The organism is Variovorax sp. J22R115 (assembly GCF_030317005.1).
Lineage (GTDB): Bacteria > Pseudomonadota > Gammaproteobacteria > Burkholderiales > Burkholderiaceae_C > Variovorax.
This window is the reverse complement of record NZ_JASZYM010000011.1, coordinates 146,215-164,003: the sequence shown is the minus strand read 5'-3', so window position 1 is coordinate 164,003 and position 17,789 is coordinate 146,215. Positions and strand designations below refer to the sequence as shown.

The following is a 17,789-nucleotide window of genomic DNA, read 5'->3' as shown; positions in this document are numbered from 1 at the left end:
GTGCCCTGGGCCGGCCGACGTCACCGGCCGCTTCGCGGCTGCCCTGCGCTGCTCGGCGGTGCCTCAACGGCCGGCCCAGGGCACACCGCCCGACGACGCTGAGACGTTGGGGTTGAACTGTCCTCTTCACCGGTTGTGATGGCGCGCAGGCGGAGCACGTTGGAGGCGCGCATATCCGTTGCACACCCCCAGAGCCCGGCCCGCACCGCCTACCGGGCGCCCCCTCCAAAGGGCACTCCGCTAGGCCCCCGCCCAGACATCAAGCACATACCGCTTCTCCGAAATCATCTTGTCGAGCCAGGCGCTGCCATCCTGCCCATGCTCCCGCGCAATGTCCGACAGCGCACGCCGCACATCAGGCTCCATGCGCGACCCATCCCCGCACACGTAGACGATGGCGCCGTCATCGAGAAGGCGCCAGACATGCGCTGCCTGCTCGCGAATCAGGTCCTGCACATAGACCTTGCGCTCGCCCGCGCGTGAGAACGCCGTGTGGAGTCGCGTCACGCCGCTCCCCGCCCAGCCCTTGAGTTCGTCGGCGTAGATGAAATCCTGGTCCGGATGCCGGCATCCGAAGAAGAGCATGGCCTCGCCCGGCGGCGTGCCGTTGGCGATCATCGCGGCGCGTTCCTGGAGAAAGCCGCGGAAGGGCGCGAGGCCCGTGCCCGGTCCCACCATGATGACGGGCCGCGCCGGGTCGTCCGGCAGGCGGAAGCCCTCTGCCGTGGTCTCCCGCACCACGCCGTGCACCGTCTCGCCGGCCTGAGCGCGCGAGAGGAAGTTGGAGCAGACCCCCTCGAACCGGCCGAGGCCCGAACGCGCTGGACCCGCGACAACGCCCACCGTCACGCTGCAACGTCCCCCGTCGACGATCGGTGACGAAGAGATCGAGTAGTAGCGCGGCGTGAGCGGCGACAGCATTTCGAGGAACTGCGCGAACGGCACCTGGCAGGCCGGGCACTCCTCCAGCAGATCGAGCACCGACTTGCGCTTCTGCAGCACCTCGCTCTTGTAGAGCTGTGCCGAACTCTCGTCCGCGCCCGAGAGCGCCACGAGCTTCGGCTTGGTGAAGGGGCACTCCGTGTGCGCTGCAAGCTGGGCGATCTGCTTGCGGGTCGCAACGTCCTGCAGCTCCACATAGTCACCCAGCAGCCGATCGACCGCGATCACCTCATCCACCGGCAACGCCGCCTTGCGTCCCGACGCCGCATGCAGCCGCACATGCGCATTGCGATCGAAGCCGAATCGCGCCATCGCACGTTCCACCTGTGCCGGCCCGTTGCGCGGCACCACGCTCAGATGGTCTCCGGCGCGGTAGTTCACGCCTTCGGGCAACTGCAACTCGACGTGGCGCGTCGATCGCGCTTCGCCGGCGTCGCTGGCGGCGCTCTGCAACTCGCGGTTCTCTATCACTCGCATCGGCACGGCGCCGAGCGCGTCGACGATGGCATTCTTCTGTGGCGGCGGGAGCTCTTCCAGCGTGTAGAGCGGCTCGCTTTGCGCAGGCGTGTCCGCACCCACCTTGAGGTCGAAGGTGGAAACCAGTGTCGGCCACAGCGCGTCGCTCCAGTCCTGGAAGGCACCGTCCATGTCCTCGCGCGCATCGCCCTCGCCGCGCGGATGCACGCGTGCCGCCCCGAGTGCGGCCAGACGCTCGTCGATGCGGCGCGGCACCGCTTGATACGTCGACGCCCAATCGGTATTGCCGCAGCCGAAGACCGTGAAGCGCACGCCGTTGAGCGAATCGTCGGCCTTGTCGAGCCAGCGATGGAACTCGGCTGCGTTGTCCGGCGCCGCGCCGTTGTACGACGCGCAGACGATCGCGACCGCGCCGTTGGCAGGCAGGCGCTCGGCGTAGTCGTCGAGCGAGGCGAGCTGGGTCGAGAAGCCACGCATCTCGCCGGCCTCGGCCAATTGGCGTGCCAGGTCCTCGGCGGTGCCGAGATTGGAGCCCTGGAGCACGAGCAGCGAAGTGCCATGGCGCGTCGCATGCGGCCGGGCCGCCGTCGGCTTCTCCGTGGTGGCTTGCGCAGGCTGCGCCGTGGTGTCGCTGCGCGCCCGCGTCGCCGGGTCGCGCAGCACCGCCTTGATCCTGAATCCCTCCGGCTTGATCGTGAGCGCTTCCTTGATCTTGAGCTGGTAGTCCGTGTGATCGACCAGTGTGAAGCGCTGCAGGATCATCCCCAGCGTGAGCACCGCCTCCTGCAGCGCGAACTGGCGTCCGATGCAGGCCCGCTGGCCGTTGCCGAAGGGCTTGAAGGCGTTGACCGGCCGCTCGCGCTCGGCGTCGCGGCTGAAGTGGTCGGGGTTGAACCGGTCGGCATCCTCGCCCCACACCGCCTTGTCGCGGTGCAATGCGAGCGCATGCAGGATCACCATGTTGCGCCGCTTGATCGTGTACTGCCCGCCGATCGTCGTGTCTTCCTTCGCGGCCATCGCGATCGCCGGCGCGGTCGGGAACATGCGCAGCGATTCCTTCAGCACCTGCAGCACATAGGTCAGGCGGTTGACCTGCGCATAGGTCGGCTTCACCGACGGGTCCGGCCCGAACACGTTGTCGACCTCGGCCTGCGCCTTGGCCATGGCGTCCGGATTGTTCAGCAGGAAGTAGATGGCGAACGAGAGCAGGCCGCTGGTCGTCTCATGCCCCGCGATCAGGAATTCGATGCACTCGTCGCGGATCTGCCGGTCGTCCAGCTGCTCGCCGGTCTTCTTGTCGACGCCGGCGATCATGTAGCTCAGCAGGTCGGGCTTGGTCGCGATGTCGGCGCCGCTCTCGCGCCGCTCGCGCACGATGTCCTCCACCATCTTGTGCATGTAGCGCACGTCCTTTCGTTGCTGGGCCAGCTCCTTCTTGAGCATCAGTTCTTCCAGCGGAATGCCGCGCCGGTTCTGCACCGTTTCCAATGTGCGCACCATCGCATCGACGAAGGGATGGAAGCCCTCGCGGTAGAAGGAGTTGAAGCGGTAGCCGAAGCCGCACAGGCCGATGGTGTCGAGCGTGAGCGCGGTCATGTCGCGAACCACGTCGATCTCCTCGTCGAAGTTGAGGCGTTCCCACTTCGTCACCAGCTGCTCGGCGATGTCCAGCATCATCGGGTGGTAGGCCTGCATCGCGCGCTGGCTGAAATTGGCCAGCAGGATGTTGTGCGGCTTCGACCAGGTCGACTCGTGCGTGTCCGAGGTGAAGAGCCCATGCGACAGCGCGCGCAGGCGGCGCAGCGTGCCCTTGGTGCTCTTGTCGAAGCGCTTCTCGTCGCAGAGCTCGTCGGCCAGCGCGGCGGACGACACCACGATCACCGGCATGCCCGGCATGTCGAGCCAGTAGATGGCGCCGAGCTCCTGCGCGATCCGCCACATGTCCAGCACGGGCGATTCAGACCCGATCGACAGGATGTTGCCGACGAAGGGCTTCTTCGCCGGATGCGGAATCGGGTACAGCGCGTTCTTGCCTGCCATGGTCATGCCCCTTGCTCGTGCCGATTGCGGACCGCGGGTGCGGGTCCCGCAGTATCTCGACGGCGAAGGGGGGCGGCAGGCCGGGGTATTCCCTTATCAGGGACGAGGCATCTTGCAGTCCGTGCCTTGGGCGAGTTCGTTGCCGCTGTAGATCGCGTCGGTGCGGAAGCCGTAGTTCGTGCCCTCCCAGCCGACCTTCACCGTCTTGCCGTCGACCGGCGCGATCGTGTTGACCACCTGCGGCAGCAGCAGTTGATGATCATCGGCGCGCATGCGTACCGGGCCGACCACGGAGTCGAAGTTCAGGTCCTCGAGGGCGAGGGCCACCTTGGGCGTGTCGGTGCCGCCGGCCTTGTTGATGGCGGCGGCCAGCAGGCGCGGCGTCATCTCGATGCGCGGCGCGAGGAAGTCCTTGCCCGTCTTGGCCTTGTAGCTCTTCGCGAGGGCGTCGACCTTCGGCGAATCAGCCTGGCCGGGGTGCCATTCGGCGACCCAGGTCAACTGGCCGAGCTTGGCCTGCGACACGGCGAGCACCGTGCCGGGCACCGAGCCCGCGCTGTGGTTGAAGTAGCGCAGGTTGTAGCCCGCATCGCCGGCGGCTTTCAGCAGCAAGCTCATGTCCTGGCCCCAGTTGCCGGTGATCACCGAGTCGGCGCCCGATTGCCTGACGTTCGCGAGATAGGGGGCGAAGTCCTTCACCTTGCCGATGGGATGCAGGGTCTCGCCGACGAACTGGATGTCGGGCCGCGCGAGGCCGACCAGTTGCCGGCCGTAGCTGGCCCACTGCTTGCCGTGGGCGTAGTCCTGGTTCAGCAGGTACATCTTCTTCACGTCCGGCGTCTTCTTGATGTAGTTGGCGATCGCCTTCATCTTCATCGCCGTGTTGGCATCGGTCTGGAAGTGCCAGAAGCTGCACGACTTGCCTGTGAGCTCGGGGTCGATGGACGAGTGGTTCAGCACCAGCAGTTCCTTGCCGGGGTTGCGCTGGTTCCAACGGTTCACTGCCTGCACCAGCGCACTCACCACCGACGAGCCCGAGCCGCCCGTGACGATGGCGCGCGCGCCCTGGTCGATGGCCGCCTGCAGCGCGCTCTGGCTCTCCTGTGCGGAGAGCTTGCTGTCGAACTGCAGCAACTGGAGCTTGGTTCCGCCGAGCACGCCGCCCTTGGCGTTGATGTCCTCGATGGCGTACTGCGTGTGCGTGAGCATCAGTTCGCCCACGTTCGCGAAGGGGCCGGAGAGCGGGTCGATGTAGGCGATCTTGTAGGTCTGCTGGGCGTGGGCGGCACCGGCCGTCAGGAGGGCGACGGCCGCGAAGGGCGCGAGCAGGCAGGGGAACTTCATGGACTGTCTCCGTAGGAGTAGAGGAAGGGTGACGACGGAAGGGCCGTGCTCAGCCGTTGCGTTCGCGCAGGCCCAGCACGCGCCACGCCAGGCGCGAAAGCTCGGCCACCACTTCGTCAGGCGAGAGGCGGCCATCGGGCCGGTACCAGCTGTAGAGGAAGCCGGGCAGGCTCAGCGCCGCGAACGCGGTGATCTTGGTTTCGCCGAAGTCCAGATCGCCATCGCGCCGGGCCTCTTCGAGCAGAGGAAAGAGCTGGTCGTAGAAGTGATGCGCGAGCTTCTTCTGCGCGGCGATGTACTCCGGCCGGTAGACCTGCGGCTCCTTGTAGGCGAAAAAGGCGCAGGGGTGGTGCGCGACCGTCGCGCGGATCAGCCGCTCGATGCCCTCCTTGACCTTCCCCACCGCAGGGCGCGTGTCGCCGGCGGCGAAGTCCATCGCGGTGAAGCAGTCGACCGCCGGCCGCCACGACAGGGTCTCGAAGATCTCCTGCTTGTCGCGGAAGTAGTAGTAGACGAAAGGCTTGGTCGCATCGAGCGCGCGCACGATCTGCGCCATCGTCGTGTTGGCATAGCCCTGCACCGCGAAGAGCTGGGCTGCCGCCTGGAGGATGCGTTCGCGCTGTACGTCGGTGCCCGCCGTGGCTGCGCGCTGGCGGCCCGTGCCTTGCGGCAGATCGGTTCTCGTGGAGTGCGCATCGCCGCGCCCAGAGGGTTTGTGCGGTGTCGCCGAAGTTATACCCATGGGTAGGATTGTTGGTGCACCATGAAGCGATGACAAGCGGCCAAGCCCTATCGATAACCCTGTGAGAGTGACACCATGGAGACAACCCAGCTTCCCGACCGCCCGCAGCAACCACTGCACGAGTACCTGCGCACGCATGCGCGCGAGCGTGGCGACCATCCGTCCTGCATCTGGTACGGACGATCCTTGAGCTACGCCGAACTGGATGCGGCGAGCGATGCCTTCGCGGCGAGGCTGCAGGCCATCGGCGTGCGCAAGGGCGATCCGGTGGTGCTCTTCCTCAACAACTGCCCGCAATACCTGGCGGCCCACTTCGGCATCCAGAAGATCGGTGCCATCGTGTGTCCGAGCGGACCGCTCAACAAGGAGCATGAACTGGCCTATCAGGTCAACGACCTGAAGGCACGCGTGATCGTCGCGGCCTCGTCGCAGATGCCGGTGGTCGACAAGGTCCGCGCCGCGAGTGCGCTCGAACACGTGTTCGTCGTTCACTACGCCGACCTGCTGCCGGCGACGACACCGATCGATGTGCCCGCCGACCTCGCTGCAGCAAGGCAAGAACCGCGGAGCGTGCCGCCGGGCTGCGAAGACTTCCTTGCCGTGATGAAGAGCGGCCAGTGTCCTGCGCCCGTGGAGATCTCCCTCGACGATGTGGCGCTGATGACCTACACCTCCGGCACCACGGGTCTGCCGAAGGGCGCCATGCTGAGCTACGGCAATGCGCTCTTCAAGACGCGCGCCGCCGCCGATTGCAATGGTGTGAACGGCAGTGACGTGCTGTTGTCGATCGCGCCGCTCTATCACATCGCCGGCATGCTGATGGGCGTCAATGTGCCTGTGCTCACGGGAGCGACCTCGGTGCTGCTGCACCGCTTCGAGCCGCGCGCCGCGCTGCAGGCGATCGACCGCTACCGGGTGAACTGGTGGTACAGCATCGCGCCGATGAACGTCGCCTGCATGCAGGTGGAAGGCGCCACAGGCTTCGATCTGTCGAGCCTGCGCATGAACCCCGTCACGAGCTTCGGCATCACCTTCACCGAGCCGCTCGCGCAGCAATGGCGCGGCTTTGCGAGCAACTGCAGTTCCTTCGAGGCGGCCTACGGCCTGAGCGAAACCCACACCTGCGACACCTACACGCCGCACCACGCGCCGCGCTGGGGCACGCAGGGCATCGCGGTGCCGGGCGTGACCATCCGCATCATCGACACCGACACGGGCGAGGACAAGCCGGTGGGCGAAATCGGCGAGATCGTGCTCACCAGCGCGGGATCCTTCAAGGGCTACTGGAACAAGCCCGAGGCCACTGCCGCGACGCTGCGCAACGGCTGGGTGCATACCGGCGACATGGGCAAGCTCGACGCCGACGGCTATCTCACCTTCATCGGCCGCTTCAAGCAAATGATCAAGGTGTCGGGCTACAGCGTGTTCCCCGAAGAGGTGGAGACCATCCTCATCAAGCATCCCTCGGTGGCGCAGGCCGCGGTCATCGCGCAGCCCGATGCGGACAAGGGCGAAGTGGTCAAGGCCTTCATCGTGAAGAAGCCGGGGGCCGAACTCGATGCCGATGCCTTGATCGCCTGGTCGCGCGAGAACATGGCGAGCTACAAGGCGCCGCGCTCGGTGCGCTTCATCGATGCACTGCCGACGACCGGCGCGGGCAAGGTGCTGCGCAGACTACTGAAAGACTGACCGGATGATGAAGAAAGTCCTGATTGCCAACCGCGGCGAGATCGCCGTGCGGCTGGTGCGCGCGTTGCGCGATCTCGGCATTGCGAGCGTTGCCGTCCATGCGGGCGACGATGCCGCCGCGCTGCACGTGCAGCTGGCCGACACGGCTGTGGCTTTGGGCGCTACCGGCCCTTCCGCCTACCTCGACACCGCCGCGCTGATCGCCATCGCGCGCGTACACGGGTGCGACGCGGTGCACCCCGGCTATGGATTCCTGAGCGAGCGTGCCGACTTCGCGCAGTCCTGCGCGCAGGCAGGCTTGCGCTTCATCGGTCCCACTCCCGAGCAACTCGCTCTGTTCGGCGACAAGGCCCGCGCGCGTGCGCTGGCCGAGCAATGCGGCGTGCCAGTGACGCCGGGCAGCGCCGGCGCCGTGACCTTGGCTGAGGCGCAGGCGTTCTTCGCCGCGCAGCAGGCTGAAGGCGCCGGCGTGATGGTCAAGGCCATCGGCGGCGGCGGCGGACGCGGCATGCGGGCCGTGTTGAACGCCTCCGACCTGACCGAAGCGCACGCGCGCTGCATGTCGGAAGCCAAGGCGGCCTTCGGTGTCGAAGGCGTCTATGTCGAGCGCCTGATGCGCAATGCGCGACACATCGAAGTGCAGGTGCTGGGTGACGGTCGCGCGGTGGCGAGCCTGGGCGAGCGCGAGTGCACGCTGCAGCGTCGTTTTCAGAAACTGGTCGAGATCGCACCGAGCCCTTCACTGCCCGAGCCGCTGCGCGATCAGGTCACGCAGGCTGCGTTGCGCATGGCGAAGGCCGTCGGCTACCAGAGCCTGGGCACCTTCGAATTCCTGGTCGACGAGCATTCGGCGACGCTGCCCTTCGTGTTCATCGAGGCCAATCCGCGCCTGCAGGTCGAGCACACGGTGACCGAGGCGGTCACGGGGCTCGACCTGGTCCAGTTGCAGATCGGCGTCGCGAACGGCCAGACGCTGGCGGACCTGGGCATCGATACCCAACGCACCGCACCACAGCGCGGCTTCGCGGTGCAATGGCGGATCAATGCCGAGACACTCGATGCGCAAGGCAATGCGCGGCCCTCCGGTGGCACGCTGGCACGTTTCGACTTGCCGGCCGGTCCGGGTGTGCGTGTCGACTCGCACGGCTACGCGGGCCTCGCGCCCTCGCCGCACTACGACACGCTGCTGGCCAAGCTGATCGTTCATTCTTCGTCGCCGCGCTTTGCGGACGTGGTGCGGCGTTCGCTGCGCGCGCTCGAGGAATGTCACATCGACGGGATCGCGACCAACCTGGCATTGCTGCGCGCGATCGCGACGCGGCCTGAGTTCGAGACGCAGGCGGTGCATACGCGCTTCGTTGAGGCCCATCTGGCCGATCTGCTGGCGGCTGCCGCGCACATCGACGATGCGGCTTCGAGAGTCGCCCGACCGGCCGCATCCCGAAGCGAGGCAGCGGCAGCTCCGCAGGAGGATGACGACGGCCTCATCGTCAAGGCGCCGATGCCTGCCAAGCTGGTTCAGCTCGAAGTGGATGTCGGCGACATCGTGCCGGCCGGGGCGCAACTCGGCGTGCTCGAAGCGATGAAGATGGAGCACCTGCTGCACGCGCCGTCCGCGGGCCGCGTGGTCGCCTTGCTGGCGCAGCCCGGCGACTACCTGGTCGAAGGACAGTCGCTGGTCAAGCTGGAGGCGGTGGACGCGCATGCGGTCGAAGCCGAAGCACATGCCGAGCGCGATCTCGATGAGATCCGCCCCGACCTCCAGAAGGTGATCGATCGCCACGCGCCGACGCTCGATGCCAACCGGGCCGCTGCAGTCGCAAAGCGTCACGCCCAAGGCGGCCGCACCGCGCGCGCCAACATCGCCGACCTGTGCGAGCTGGCCGACGATCCCGGCAACTTCACCGAATACGGCGCGCTCGCGATTGCGGCGCAGACGCGCCGCCGCACGCTGGAGGACCTGATCGCCAACACGCCGGCGGATGGCATGGTGACCGGCATCGGCAGCATCAACGCGAAGCAGTTCGGGCCCGAGAAGGCGCGCTGCGTGGTCATGTCCTACGACTACACCGTGCTCGCGGGCACGCAGGGCATGCGCAACCATCACAAGACCGACCGCATGCTGGGGATCGCGCACCAGCTGCAGTTGCCGGTGGTGCTCTTTGCCGAAGGCGGCGGCGGCCGGCCCGGCGACACCGACATGCCGATCGTCGCCGGCCTGAACAACCACACCTTCAGCCAGTTCGCGGCGCTCTCGGGCAAGGTGCCGGTGGTGGGCATCGTGCACGGGCGCTGCTTCGCGGGCAACGCGGCGCTGCTGGGTTGCGCGGACGTGATCATCGCCACCGAGGCCAGCAACATCGGCATGAGCGGCCCCGCGATGATCGAAGGCGGTGGCCTCGGCACCTTCGCGCCGGAGCAGATCGGGCCCAGCAGCGTGCAGTCGCGCAATGGCGTGATCGACATTCTCGTGAAGGACGAAGCGCACGCTGTCGCTGCCGCCAAGCAGTACATCTCGTATTTCCAGGGGCCGACGAGCGACTGGGAATGCGCCGACCAGCGTGCATTGCGCCATGCCGTGCCCGAGAACCGGCTGCGCGTCTATGACGTGCGCGCTGCGATGCAGGGTGTCGTCGACACGGGATCGATGCTCGAACTGCGCGCAGGCTTCGGCGCCGGCATCGTGACGGCGCTGGCGCGCATCGAGGGCAAGCCTGTCGGCCTGCTGGCGAACAACCCGCACCACCTCGGCGGTGCGATCGACGTGGAGGCCGCCGACAAGGCCGCGCGCTTCATGCAGCTTTGCAACGCGCACGGACTGCCGCTGGTGTCGCTGTGCGACACGCCGGGCTTCATGGTCGGCCCCGAGATCGAGGCGCAGGCGCAAGTGCGCCATGTGTGCCGCATGTTCATGGTGGCTTCGCACTTGCGCGTGCCCTTCTTCGCCGTGGTGCTGCGCAAGGGCTACGGGCTCGGCGCGCAGGCAATGACGGCGGGCGGCTTCGATGCACCGGTGTTCACCGTTGCGTGGCCCACCGGTGAGTTCGGTGCCATGGGGCTCGAAGGCGCGGTGCGTCTCGGCTTCCGCAAGGAACTCGAAGCCGCTGCAGAAGGTGCTGAACGCGATGCGCTGTTCAAAAAGCTGGTCGCGCAGCAGTACGCGAACGGCGAGGCGATCCACATGGCGCAGACGCTGGAGATCGATGCCGTGATCGATCCGGCCGACACGCGGGCATGGCTGGTGCGAGGGCTCGCTTCGTCCGCAGCCGCTCGGCGGCCGGCCACCGCGTACGTCGACACCTGGTAAAGCGCCGCAAGAAGGGCCGACACAGCTCTACACAACACTTCGCTCGCGGCTTACAAGCAGTTCACATGGGGCAGGGAGGATGAAGCTTCCAACAACTCAAAGGAGTACCCATGAAAAAACTCGCAGTCACTCTCGCGATGGGCGCCGCTTCCCTGCTGTCGCTCGGCGCCGTGATGGTGCCTACCGCGGCACAGGCGCAGGCCGTGGTCTCGGTCCGCGTGGCGCCGCCGCCTGCGCGCCATGAGCACGTTCCGCCGCCGCGTCCGGGCTATGTGTGGGCTCCCGGCCACTACGAGTGGAATCACGGTCGCTATGTCTGGAACCGTGGCAACTGGATGCGTGCAAGGGAAGGCTATGCCTACCGAGCGCCGCAATGGCGTGAGAAGGGCGGCCACTGGGAATACCAGGCGGGCCGCTGGGACAATGATGGCGATGGCGTGCCGAATCGGTACGACCGCAAGCCGAACAATCCGTCCCGAAGCTGAGGCTTCAGGCTGAGTGGAAAAGCCGGCCATGCGCAACGCATGGGCCGGCTTCTTTGTGTCTCAGAAGAGCTTGAACACCAGCGGCATCAGCAGCGCCGCAAGCACCACTTGCATCCCCAGCGCCAGACCTGCATAGGCGCCGGCATCCGCATCGACGTGGAGCGCCCGGGCCGCGCCGATGCCGTGAGCGGCCGTGCCCAGACCGAAGCCGCGCGCTGCATACCCTTGGGCGCTGGTGCTGATGCGGAGCGCGTCGAAAAGGTACTTGCCCGACAGCGCGCCGATCATGCCGGTGAGCACCGCGAACACGGCCGAGAGCGCGGGAATTCCGCCGATCTTCTCCGCAATGCCCATGGCCACCGGCGCCGTCACCGACTTGGGCGCGAGCGACAGCACGACGTCGTGCGGCAAGCCCATCGCCCAGCCGAGCGCCACTGCGGATCCGCCTGCGGCCGCGCCGCCGAGCAGCGATGCGAGCACCAGCCGGCCGAAGCGCGCGCGCAGCTCCGCGCGTCGCTGCCACAGCGGCCATGCCAATGCGACCACGGCCGGCCCGAGCAGGAAGTGAATGAACTGCGCGCCCGCGAAGTAAGTCTGATAGTCCACTCGCGTGAGCAGCAGCCCGCTCGCCAGCACGACCACCGACCACAGCACCGGATTGGCCCAGGGCGCCCCGCCAGCCCTCGTGTACGCCGCGTTGGCGAGCAAGTAAACGACCAAGGTCGCGGTCAACCCGAACAGCGGCGTGGCGGAAAGATAGATCCAGAGTTCGACGAAGCGTGGCATGCCGTCAGGCCTCCAGCTTGCGGTCGGGCCAGTAGAGCACCAGCGCGGTCACGGCCAGCCCGATCCACGTCGACAGCGCAATGATGACCAGCATGCGCCCGCCGTACTGGCCGAGCAGCGCGAGGTGCGTCATCACGCCCACGCCGACCGGCACGAAGAGCAGCGAGAGATGCGTGAGCAGAAAGCCAGCGCATTCGGCCACTGGTTTGCGCACCACCTCGAAGCGAAGGCCCGCCAGCATCAGCATCATGCCGAGCACCGGTCCGGGGAGAGGAAGTGAAAGGCCTCTCGAAAGGAGTTCGCCAATCGACTGGAACACCAGCAGCCAGGCCATGCCGCGCAAGCCATTCATCGAGTGAGACCTTTCAGAAGCGGGGGAGGTCGGCGAAAGGCTGCACCTGTCCGCCACGGAACACCTGCTTGCCGTACTCCGCGCAGCGTTGCAGCGTCGGGATGACCTTGCCGGGATTCAACAGGCCCGTTGCATCGAAGGCGCGCTTGACGCCGAACATCTGCTCGTTCTCGGCCGCGGTGAATTGCACGCACATGCTGTTGAGCTTCTCGACGCCCACGCCGTGCTCGCCCGACACCGTGCCGCCCATCGCGACGCTGGTCTCCAGGATGTCCGCTCCGAAGAGTTCGCAGCGGTGCAGTTCGTCCGGGTCGTTGGCATCGAAGAGCACCAGCGGATGGAGGTTGCCGTCGCCCGCATGAAAGACGTTGCAGCAGCGCAGGTTGTATTTCTTCTCCATCTGCTGGATGGCGAGCAGGATGTCGGCCAGGCGCTTGCGCGGAATGGTCGAGTCCAGGCACATGTAGTCGGGGCTGATCCGGCCGGAGGCAGGGAAGGCGTTCTTCCGGCCACTCCAGAATTTGAGGCGCTCGTCCTCGTTCTCGCTTACCGCGATGGCGGTCGCGCCGCAGCCGCGCAGCACGTCGGTCATGCGGCCGATCTCTTCCTCGACTTCCTCGGGCGTGCCGTCGGATTCGCACAGCAGGATCGCTGCGGCCTCGAGGTCGTAGCCCGCGCGCACGAAGTCCTCGACCGCGGCGGTCATCGGCTTGTCCATCATCTCCAGGCCGGCGGGGATGATGCCGGCGGCGATCACCGCGGCCACGGCGTCACCGGCTTTGCGCACGTCGTCGAAGCTGGCCATGATGCAGCGCGCCAGTTGCGGCTTGGGCACGAGCTTGACCGTGACTTCGGTCGTCACGGCCAGCATGCCTTCGCTGCCGATCACCAGCGCCAGCAGGTCGAGTCCGGCGCAGTCGAGCGCCTCGCTGCCGAACTCGATCGGGTCGCCCTCGGCCGTGAAGCCGCGCACGCGCAGCACGTTGTGCAGGGTCAAGCCGTACTTGAGGCAGTGCACGCCGCCGGAGTTCTCCGCCACATTGCCGCCGATGGTGCAGGCGATCTGGCTCGAAGGATCGGGCGCGTAGTAGAGGCCGAAGGGCGCGGCCGCCTCGCTGATCGCGAGATTGCGCACGCCGCATTGAACGACCGCCGTGCGGCTGACCGGGTCGACCTTGAGGATGCGGTTGAACTTGGCAAGCGACAGTGTCACGCCCACCGCATTCGGCATCGCGCCGCCGGAGAGGCCGGTGCCGGCACCGCGCGCCACGACCGGCACGCCGAGCGCATGGCAGGCCTTGAGCACGGCCTGTACCTGGGCCTCGTCTTCGGGCAGTGCGACCACCAGGGGCCTTTGCCGGTAGGCGGTGAGGCCGTCGCATTCGTAGGGCGTGGTGTCTTCGTCGTTGGACAGGACTGCGTGCGACGGCAGCTTCGCGCGCAAGGCACTCACGACCTTGGCCTGAAGCTCCCTGCGGGAGGACGAAGCGACCGGGGGTTCGACTGTCTCGGTGTTCATGCCGCCATTGTGTACGTCCTGGTCGATGCAGGCGCCGATCCGAAGCTGAAAACACCGGCCGCAGCGAGCTTGCCCGCTTCGGCCCGCACCACGTCGGCCACAACAGCGATGGCGGAGTTCTGCGCCCGCTCGATGCGTGTGGCCAACATCAGCATGCGGTGCAATTGCACGCCGGAGACTTCCGACAGGCGCACGGTGTCCATGCGCTGTTCCTTGAAGACCGACACCGGCATGACGGTCGCCCACCGCCCCTGCAGCACCAATTCGCGGATGGCATCGACCGAGTCGATCTCGGCCTGGATGTTCAGGCGCGTCCCGAGCGGCGCAAGGGTGCGTTCGACGATGCCGCGATGCAGCCGCGTCATCAGCAGCGGGACCTTGGCCAGCGCGGCCAGCGGCACCACCGGCGGCATGTTGCGGTCCGAGGGCGTGATGAGCGCGAATGGCTCGGCCAGCAGCGGTTGGTGGGCGAGGGCGCGGTTGGGCTCGGGGTTGGTGACCACGGCCATGTCGATCAGCCCTCGCTCGAGGCTTTCGAGCAGTTGCGGCGTGAAAGCTTCACGCACGACCAGCCGGATGCCGGCCAGGCCGTGGTGGCAGCGCTCGAACACGCCGGGCAGCAGGACGCGCGTGAGCGTGGGCGATACACCGAGCACGACAGTGGACTCGGCGGTCGCATCGCCGTTTGTCAGCAGTTGCCGCACGCGCGCCGATTCGGCCAGCATGCGCTGGGCCGACTCATAGAGCGTGGCGCCTTCCTGCGTCAGCCGCACGCCTCGCGGGCCGCGCTGCAGCAACTGCACGCCCAGTTCCGACTCCAGGTCCCGCAGCTGGCGCGTCAGCGCGGACTGGGCGATCGACAGTGCAGCGGCAGCCGCCGTGAAGCCGCCGGCATCCGCGATGGCGACGAAATAGCGCAGAGTGCGAAGGTTCATGGGATCTCGCCGGTGGTTCGAGCAATCGCAGAATGATATGGCTGCGAACCGATTCGGCATTGGACGCTGGTGCGCCTCTTACCTAGACTGCGTCCGAAATCAGCAGCACGGAGACAAGACCGGGGCGCGGCGCGCGCAGCAGCTCCGTCGCGACGAATGACGACCGATAGCAAAAGCATATGGATTCCCAGTGAGCGCCTCGAGCGTTTCACCGCCGCCGCGCTGGTGCGTGTCGGCCTGCCAGCCGCCGACGCCGACTGCGTCGCCGGGCTCATGGCCGAGGCCGACCTGCAGGGCTCGGACGGCCACGGCATCATTCGCCTCCCGCAGTACGTGCAGCGCATCGAGGCGGGCGGCATCAATGTCCGACCGGATATTCGCGTGGTCGAGGAGCGTGCCGCCATGGCGGTGGTGGACGGCGACAACGGCATGGGGCATCTGGTGGTGTCGCGGGCGGTCCGCATCGCGATCGAGAAGGCGCGCAACGCGGGCGTCGCCTGGGTAGGCACGCGCCACAGCAATCATGCAGGGCCGGCCTCGCTCTACGCGCGCATGCCGGTGGCGCACGACATGATCGGGCTGTACTTCGCCGTCGGCAACGCCAACCACCTGCCGCCGTGGGGCGGCATGGAGATGCTGCTGTCGACCAATCCGATAGCCGCCGGCATCCCCGCCGGCGAAGAGCCGGCCGTGGTGCTGGACATGGCGACCACTGTCGCCGCCTACGGCAAGGTCAAGGCCAAGGCCAAGCGCGGCGAGCCGATGCCCGAGGGCTGGATGATCGACCGCGAAGGGCGCCCGCTGACCGACCCTCGCCGCGCGCACGAGGGCTTCCTGATGCCCATCGGCGGCCACAAGGGGTATGGCCTGGCGCTCATCGTCGGGCTGCTGGCGGGCACGCTGCAAGGCGCTGCGATGGGGCGCGACCTCGTCGACTTCAACGCCGACCACGTCACACCTACCAACACCGGCCAGGCGATCCTGGTGATCGATCTCGCGGCTTTCGGCGGCGCGGGTCCGTTCAAGGCGGCCGTCGACGCGCTGGTGCGCGACATACGCAACAGCGAACGCCTGCCCGGTGTCGAGCGCATCTGGCTGCCCGGCGAGCAAAGCCATGGCCGGCGTGCGGCATACGAGAAGAGCGGCGTGCCGGTCGCGGCCGCGCTGGTCGACGACCTCGACCAACTGGCCGCGAGCCTCGGCATCCCCGGGTTACGCTGAACCGCGTCAGGTATTCAAAGAAGAAAGAACGGAGACACCCATGACATTCCTGCAACGCCTCCTGGCCGCCGTGTGGATCTGCACCGCGGCGGTGGCTGCTTCGGCGCAGCCGGCCTATCCGACCAAGCCGATCCGCATGGTGATCCCGCTCGCGGCGGGCAGCGCGGTGGACAATGGCGCGCGCGTGCTGACCCAGAAGATGGGTGTCGAACTGGGGCAGCCCTTCGTCCTGGAGAACATCCCCGGCTCCTCGGGCCTGATCGGCGCCGACCGCGTCGCGCACGCCGCGCCGGATGGGTACACCATCGGCGGCTTCAACGACAGCGTGCTGACAATGATCCCGCACATCTACCCCAAGGCGGGCTGGGATGCGCTGACCGATTTCGCGCCGATCTCGCTGGTCGGCACGATCGAGTGGGGCCTGGTGGTTCCGCCGGATTCGCCGCTGCGCACGGTGGAGGACTTCATCAAGGCCGCGAAGGCATCGCCTGGCAAGCTCAACTACGGCTCGGGCGGTAGCGGCAGCCCGCAGCACATCGCGATGGCGATGTTCGCCTCGCGTGCCGGCATCAACGTGACGCACGTTCCGTACAAGGGCGCGACGCCGGCGGCAGTCGCGGTGGCGGGCGGCGAAGTCGATGCGGCATTCCAGGGGTTGGGAACCGTGACCTCGCTGATCCAGGGCGGCAAGCTGCGCCTGCTGGCGGTGTCGACGCCGAAGCGCCTGCCCCAGTACCCGAACGTGCCGACGGTGGCCGAATCCGGATTGCCGGACTTTTACTTCAACTCGTGGTTCGCGATGGTCGCGCCCAAGGGCACGCCCAACGAGATCATCGATCGGCTGCATGCTGCCATGCGCAGTGCGTTGGACGATCCGGACACCAACGCCAAGCTCGTCGGCCTGGGCATCACCGTGCGCGGCACCTCGCCGGAGGATTTCGGCCGCGCGATCGGCGAGCAGTACGCGCTCTACCGCAAGGTGATCCAGGCGAACAACATCAAGGCCGACTGAGCGGGCAGGCTCAGCGGAAAACCACCGTCCGGTGGCCGTTCAGCAGCACGCGATGCTCGCTGTGCCACTTGACGGCGCGCGCCAGCACCTGGCTCTCGGTGTCGCGGCCGCGTGCGGTCAGGTCTTCGACCGTGTCGGTGTGGTCGGCGCGCTCCACGTCCTGCTCGATGATCGGGCCCTCGTCGAGGTCGGCCGTCACGTAGTGGGCGGTGGCGCCGATCAACTTCACTCCGCGGTCATGCGCCTGGTAATAGGGCTTGGCGCCCTTGAAGCTGGGCAGGAAGGAGTGGTGGATGTTGATGGCCCGGCCCGCCAGCTGGGTGCAGAGATCGTTGCTCAGGATCTGCATGTAGCGCGCCAGCACCACCAGTTCGGCGCCTTCGGCCTCGATGATTTCCAACTGCTTCGCTTCACCCTGCGCCTTGGTCGCGGCCGTCACCGGGATGTGGTGGAAGGGCACGTTGTAGCTGGCCGCGAGTTGATAGAAGTCGCGGTGGTTCGAGATGATGGCGCGCACGTCGATGGCCAGCAGGCCGCTCTTCCATCGGAACAGCAGGTCGTTGAGGCAGTGGCCTTCCTTGCTGACCAGGATGACGGTCTTCATCGGTTCGGCGGCCGCATGCAGCTTCCAGCGCATGCCGAATTTCGAGGCGAGGTCGGCGATCTGCTCGCGCAGCGCGGCTTCGCTCTGGTCGCATGCAAAGCGCACGCGCATGAAGAACAGGCCCGTGCCGTGGTCGTTGTACTGCGCCGCTTCTTCGATATTGCCGCCGCGCTCGAGCAGGAAGCCGGAAACGGCATGGACGATGCCGGTGCGGTCGGGGCAGGAAAGGGTGAGGATGTACGCGGGATTCATAAGGGCGGCCATTGTCGCAGGCCCATCGTCGGGCGTCGCCGGTGCCAAAATGCCCTTTCCCAGCAAGAACGAACCCGCAGGA

At 67.1% G+C, this 17,789-nt stretch carries 13 protein-coding genes; 5 read left to right on the top strand and 8 right to left on the bottom strand.

Annotated elements, in window-relative coordinates; genetic code table 11:
- Positions 1 to 240 precede the first annotated feature (240 nt).
- The 3 genes from QTI04_RS20360 to QTI04_RS20350 all read right to left on the bottom strand — a co-directional run bounded on the left by QTI04_RS20360 (position 241) and on the right by QTI04_RS20350 (position 5,545).
- Positions 241 to 3,465, bottom strand: coding sequence for a bifunctional cytochrome P450/NADPH--P450 reductase (locus QTI04_RS20360; protein WP_286617287.1), 3,225 nt, complete (start codon positions 3,463 to 3,465; stop codon positions 241 to 243).
- A gap of 90 nt (positions 3,466 to 3,555) precedes the next feature.
- Positions 3,556 to 4,803, bottom strand: a complete 1,248-nt coding sequence (locus tag QTI04_RS20355; protein ID WP_286617285.1) for a branched-chain amino acid ABC transporter substrate-binding protein — start codon at positions 4,801 to 4,803, stop codon at positions 3,556 to 3,558.
- A gap of 49 nt (positions 4,804 to 4,852) precedes the next feature.
- Entirely contained in the window at positions 4,853 to 5,545 is a 693-nt protein-coding gene (locus tag QTI04_RS20350; protein WP_286617283.1) for a TetR/AcrR family transcriptional regulator, read from the bottom strand.
- Positions 5,546 to 5,620: 75 nt separating this feature from the next.
- Between QTI04_RS20350 and QTI04_RS20345 the strand changes: the two genes are divergently transcribed.
- The 3 genes from QTI04_RS20345 (at position 5,621) to QTI04_RS20335 (ending at position 11,026) form a co-directional block, all read left to right on the top strand.
- Positions 5,621 to 7,234 (top strand): AMP-binding protein, encoded by a 1,614-nt coding sequence (locus tag QTI04_RS20345; protein ID WP_286617282.1) that lies wholly within the window; start codon positions 5,621 to 5,623, stop codon positions 7,232 to 7,234.
- A gap of 4 nt (positions 7,235 to 7,238) precedes the next feature.
- Positions 7,239 to 10,541, top strand: a complete 3,303-nt coding sequence (locus QTI04_RS20340; protein WP_286617280.1) for a carboxyl transferase domain-containing protein — start codon at positions 7,239 to 7,241, stop codon at positions 10,539 to 10,541.
- A gap of 110 nt (positions 10,542 to 10,651) precedes the next feature.
- Positions 10,652 to 11,026 (top strand): YXWGXW repeat-containing protein, encoded by a 375-nt coding sequence (locus QTI04_RS20335; protein ID WP_286617279.1) that lies wholly within the window; start codon positions 10,652 to 10,654, stop codon positions 11,024 to 11,026.
- A 60-nt stretch (positions 11,027 to 11,086) separates the two neighbouring features.
- On the opposite strand, the gene QTI04_RS20330 is transcribed toward QTI04_RS20335, so the two are convergent.
- From QTI04_RS20330 to QTI04_RS20315, 4 genes are read right to left on the bottom strand one after another with little or no spacing between them, the layout of a single operon-like run.
- A complete protein-coding gene (locus QTI04_RS20330) occupies positions 11,087 to 11,812 on the bottom strand; it encodes an LrgB family protein (protein WP_286617278.1) in 726 nt (241 codons plus the stop codon).
- A gap of 4 nt (positions 11,813 to 11,816) precedes the next feature.
- Positions 11,817 to 12,164: a CidA/LrgA family protein gene (locus tag QTI04_RS20325; protein WP_286601548.1), complete on the bottom strand. Its 348-nt coding sequence runs from the start codon at positions 12,162 to 12,164 to the stop codon at positions 11,817 to 11,819.
- A gap of 13 nt (positions 12,165 to 12,177) precedes the next feature.
- Entirely contained in the window at positions 12,178 to 13,683 is a 1,506-nt protein-coding gene (locus QTI04_RS20320) for an FAD-linked oxidase C-terminal domain-containing protein (RefSeq protein WP_286617276.1), read from the bottom strand.
- Positions 13,680 to 14,618 (bottom strand): LysR family transcriptional regulator, encoded by a 939-nt coding sequence (locus QTI04_RS20315; RefSeq protein ID WP_286617274.1) that lies wholly within the window; start codon positions 14,616 to 14,618, stop codon positions 13,680 to 13,682. The genes QTI04_RS20320 and QTI04_RS20315 overlap by 4 nt, the downstream gene beginning before the upstream one ends.
- 156 nt (positions 14,619 to 14,774) lie before the next feature.
- On the opposite strand from QTI04_RS20315, the gene QTI04_RS20310 reads away from it, so the two are divergent.
- Positions 14,775 to 15,839 (top strand): Ldh family oxidoreductase, encoded by a 1,065-nt coding sequence (locus QTI04_RS20310; RefSeq protein ID WP_286617272.1) that lies wholly within the window; start codon positions 14,775 to 14,777, stop codon positions 15,837 to 15,839.
- 40 nt (positions 15,840 to 15,879) lie between these two features.
- Entirely contained in the window at positions 15,880 to 16,851 is a 972-nt protein-coding gene (locus QTI04_RS20305; RefSeq protein WP_286617270.1) for a tripartite tricarboxylate transporter substrate binding protein, read from the top strand.
- A 10-nt stretch (positions 16,852 to 16,861) separates the two neighbouring features.
- Here the strand turns inward: QTI04_RS20305 and purU are convergent, their stop codons facing one another.
- Complete coding sequence (gene purU / locus QTI04_RS20300) at positions 16,862 to 17,707, bottom strand: formyltetrahydrofolate deformylase (RefSeq protein ID WP_286601555.1); 846 nt, start codon at positions 17,705 to 17,707, stop codon at positions 16,862 to 16,864.
- Between the last annotated feature and the right edge of the window lie 82 nt (positions 17,708 to 17,789).

Bases quoted from the DNA above. Each gene is read 5' to 3' on its own strand.
- QTI04_RS20360 (WP_286617287.1), bottom strand. From the start codon at position 3,465: ATGACCATGGCAGGCAAGAACGCGCTGTACCCGATTCCGCATCCGGCG.
- QTI04_RS20355 (WP_286617285.1), bottom strand. From the start codon at position 4,803: ATGAAGTTCCCCTGCCTGCTCGCGCCCTTCGCGGCCGTCGCCCTCCTG.
- QTI04_RS20350 (WP_286617283.1), bottom strand. From the start codon at position 5,545: ATGGGTATAACTTCGGCGACACCGCACAAACCCTCTGGGCGCGGCGAT.
- QTI04_RS20345 (WP_286617282.1), top strand. From the start codon at position 5,621: ATGGAGACAACCCAGCTTCCCGACCGCCCGCAGCAACCACTGCACGAG.
- QTI04_RS20340 (WP_286617280.1), top strand. From the start codon at position 7,239: ATGATGAAGAAAGTCCTGATTGCCAACCGCGGCGAGATCGCCGTGCGG.
- QTI04_RS20335 (WP_286617279.1), top strand. From the start codon at position 10,652: ATGAAAAAACTCGCAGTCACTCTCGCGATGGGCGCCGCTTCCCTGCTG.
- QTI04_RS20330 (WP_286617278.1), bottom strand. From the start codon at position 11,812: ATGCCACGCTTCGTCGAACTCTGGATCTATCTTTCCGCCACGCCGCTG.
- QTI04_RS20325 (WP_286601548.1), bottom strand. From the start codon at position 12,164: ATGAATGGCTTGCGCGGCATGGCCTGGCTGCTGGTGTTCCAGTCGATT.
- QTI04_RS20320 (WP_286617276.1), bottom strand. From the start codon at position 13,683: ATGAACACCGAGACAGTCGAACCCCCGGTCGCTTCGTCCTCCCGCAGG.
- QTI04_RS20315 (WP_286617274.1), bottom strand. From the start codon at position 14,618: ATGAACCTTCGCACTCTGCGCTATTTCGTCGCCATCGCGGATGCCGGC.
- QTI04_RS20310 (WP_286617272.1), top strand. From the start codon at position 14,775: ATGACGACCGATAGCAAAAGCATATGGATTCCCAGTGAGCGCCTCGAG.
- QTI04_RS20305 (WP_286617270.1), top strand. From the start codon at position 15,880: ATGACATTCCTGCAACGCCTCCTGGCCGCCGTGTGGATCTGCACCGCG.
- purU (WP_286601555.1), bottom strand. From the start codon at position 17,707: ATGAATCCCGCGTACATCCTCACCCTTTCCTGCCCCGACCGCACCGGC.